This is a genomic window from Pseudomonas sp. LA5, from assembly GCF_028640825.1.
GTDB lineage: Bacteria > Pseudomonadota > Gammaproteobacteria > Pseudomonadales > Pseudomonadaceae > Chryseomonas > Chryseomonas aestiva.
The window spans coordinates 1-3,062 of record NZ_JAQYZY010000048.1; the positions used below are offsets into that span (position 1 = coordinate 1).

Sequence of the window (3,062 nt, forward strand, 5' to 3'; positions counted from 1 at the left end):
CGCAACCTGGCCATCGTCGCCACCCTGGTGGCGGTGGTCGCCATCATCCTGTTGCTGGGCTTGCTGATCCGCGTGCTGCTGCGGCCGCTGCACGACCTGACCCGCGCCATGGCCGACATCGCCGAAGGCGAGGGCGATCTGACCCGCCGCCTGCCGGTGCAGGCCCGCGACGAATTCGGCGCCCTGGCCGAGGCCTTCAACAAGTTCGTGGCGCGCATCCACACCTCGATCCGCGACGTGGCCCAGAGCACCGGCGAGCTGAATCAGGGCACGCGCCGGGTGCTGGAGTCATCGCAATCCTCCATGCAGCAGTCGGATCTGCAGGCCCAGCGCACCACCAGCGTGGCCGCCGCCATCAACGAATTGGGCGCCGCCGCCCAGGAGATCGCCCGCAATGCCGCCCATGCCTCGGGCGAGGCCAGCACCGCCCGTGCCCAGGGTGAAGAGGGTCGCGAGGTGCTCGACGAGGCCCTGCACGCCATGCAGGCGCTGTCGGCCAAGATCGGCACCAGTTGCGAACATATCGAGGCGCTCAACGGCAAGGCCGCCAACATCGGCCAGATCCTCGAAGTCATCCGCGGCATCTCCGAACAGACCAACCTGCTGGCGCTCAATGCCGCCATCGAGGCGGCCCGCGCCGGTGAGGCCGGGCGCGGCTTCGCCGTGGTGGCCGACGAGGTGCGCTCCCTGGCCAGCCGCACCCAGAGTTCGGCGCAGCAGATCCAGCAGATGATCGAGGAACTGCAGACCGGCTCGCGCGACGCCGTGGCGCTGATGCAGGAAAGCCAGCGGCAGAGCGCCCACAGCATGCAGGTGGCCAAGAGCGCCGGCGAGCGGCTGGGCAGCGTGACCGAGCGCATCGGCGAGATCGATGGCCAGAACCAGTCGGTGGCCACCGCGACCGAGGAACAGACCTCGGTGGTGGAGACCCTGAACATGGACATCAGCGAGATCAACCTGCTGAACCAGCAGGGTGTCGACAACCTCCAGGCCACCCTGGCGGCCTGTACCGCCCTGGAAGCCGAGGCCGGTCGCCTGCAGCGGCTGGTGGGTGGCTTCCGCATCTAGCGCGGGCCCCCGAAAAGAGGTTGCCGCTCCGCTCAAGTCGTAACGTACGTGCCCGATAACGAGTGACCGCCATGCCCTGAATCCGGCATGGCTCCACCCTGGCCACGGACGCAGACCTGTATGAAGCGACACCTGAAATTCAGCCACAAGATCCTGCTGGTCGCGGCGCTGGTGATCACCACCGCGTTGGCCGCTTCCGCCGGTTTCAATGCCTATCTGCAACGCCAGGCCATCGACCAGAGCCTGAGTGCCAACCTCGCGGAAACCGGCCGGGTCACCGCCGGCAACGTCGCCTACTGGCTGGATGCGCGGGTCAAGCTCATCGAAGGCGAAGCCCAGACCCTGGCACGCGATCGTTCGCCCGACGGCCTGGTCGGTCTGCTGGATCAGAAGATCTACACCGGTACCTTCGATTCCACCTACCTGGGCGAGGTGGACGGTACCTACACCACCCGTCCGCTGCGCACCCTGCCGGCCGGCTACGATCCACGCAAGCGACCCTGGTACGCGGCCGCCACCGCCGCCGGCGCCACGGTGCTGACCCCGCCCTATATCTTCGCCTCTTCCGGCCAGTTGGGCGTGACCATCGCCACCCCGCTGCAGCGCGACGGCCAACTGGCCGGTGTGGTGGCCGGCGACCTCAACCTCTCGGCGCTGGTGGAGATCATCACCTCGCTCAACGTCGGCGGCCTGGGCGAAGCCTTCCTGGTCGACGGCGACGGCAAGGTGCTGGTCAGCAGCCATCCCGAGCAGGTGCTCAAGACCCTCAAGGACGTCTTCCCCGAGCAGACGCCGTCCCTGCAGCCGGGCCTGCATGCCGTCACCCAGAATGGCAGCGAGCGCCTGGTGAGCTTCACCCCGGTCGCGGGCCTGCCCTCGGTCAAGTGGTACCTGGGCCTGTCCATCGACCAGGCCAAGGCCTATGCCCCGGTCACCCAGGCGCGCAACCTGGCCATCGTCGCCACCCTGGTGGCGGTGGTCGCCATCATCCTGTTGCTGGGCTTGCTGATCCGCGTGCTGCTGCGGCCGCTGCACGACCTGACCCGCGCCATGGCCGACATCGCCGAAGGCGAGGGCGATCTGACCCGCCGCCTGCCGGTGCAGGCCCGCGACGAATTCGGCGCCCTGGCCGAGGCCTTCAACAAGTTCGTGGCGCGCATCCACACCTCGATCCGCGACGTGGCCCAGAGCACCGGCGAGCTGAATCAGGGCACGCGCCGGGTGCTGGAGTCATCGCAATCCTCCATGCAGCAGTCGGATCTGCAGGCCCAGCGCACCACCAGCGTGGCCGCCGCCATCAACGAATTGGGCGCCGCCGCCCAGGAGATCGCCCGCAATGCCGCCCATGCCTCGGGCGAGGCCAGCACCGCCCGTGCCCAGGGTGAAGAGGGTCGCGAGGTGCTCGACGAGGCCCTGCACGCCATGCAGGCGCTGTCGGCCAAGATCGGCACCAGTTGCGAACATATCGAGGCGCTCAACGGCAAGGCCGCCAACATCGGCCAGATCCTCGAAGTCATCCGCGGCATCTCCGAACAGACCAACCTGCTGGCGCTCAATGCCGCCATCGAGGCGGCCCGCGCCGGTGAGGCCGGGCGCGGCTTCGCCGTGGTGGCCGACGAGGTGCGCTCCCTGGCCAGCCGCACCCAGAGTTCGGCGCAGCAGATCCAGCAGATGATCGAGGAACTGCAGACCGGCTCGCGCGACGCCGTGGCGCTGATGCAGGAAAGCCAGCGGCAGAGCGCCCACAGCATGCAGGTGGCCAAGAGCGCCGGCGAGCGGCTGGGCAGCGTGACCGAGCGCATCGGCGAGATCGATGGCCAGAACCAGTCGGTGGCCACCGCGACCGAGGAACAGACCTCGGTGGTGGAGACCCTGAACATGGACATCAGCGAGATCAACCTGCTGAACCAGCAGGGTGTCGACAACCTCCAGGCCACCCTGGCGGCCTGTACCGCCCTGGAAGCCGAGGCCGGTCGCCTGCAGCGGCTGGTGGG

Annotated in this window: 2 protein-coding genes and 1 pseudogene; all 3 read left to right on the forward strand. The window is 68.5% G+C overall.

The window, feature by feature from the left end:
* The coding region (locus PVZ72_RS16785) for a methyl-accepting chemotaxis protein (protein WP_273862529.1) at window positions 1-1,068 on the forward strand (1,068 nt) is incomplete at its 5' end.
* Between the two features lie 120 nt (window positions 1,069-1,188).
* Window positions 1,189-2,172 (forward strand): annotated as a pseudogene (locus PVZ72_RS24285) (HAMP domain-containing protein); the annotation flags it as partial.
* A gap of 141 nt (window positions 2,173-2,313) precedes the next feature.
* A partial coding sequence (locus PVZ72_RS24290; protein ID WP_443218254.1) for a methyl-accepting chemotaxis protein occupies window positions 2,314-3,062 on the forward strand: 749 nt, incomplete at its 3' end.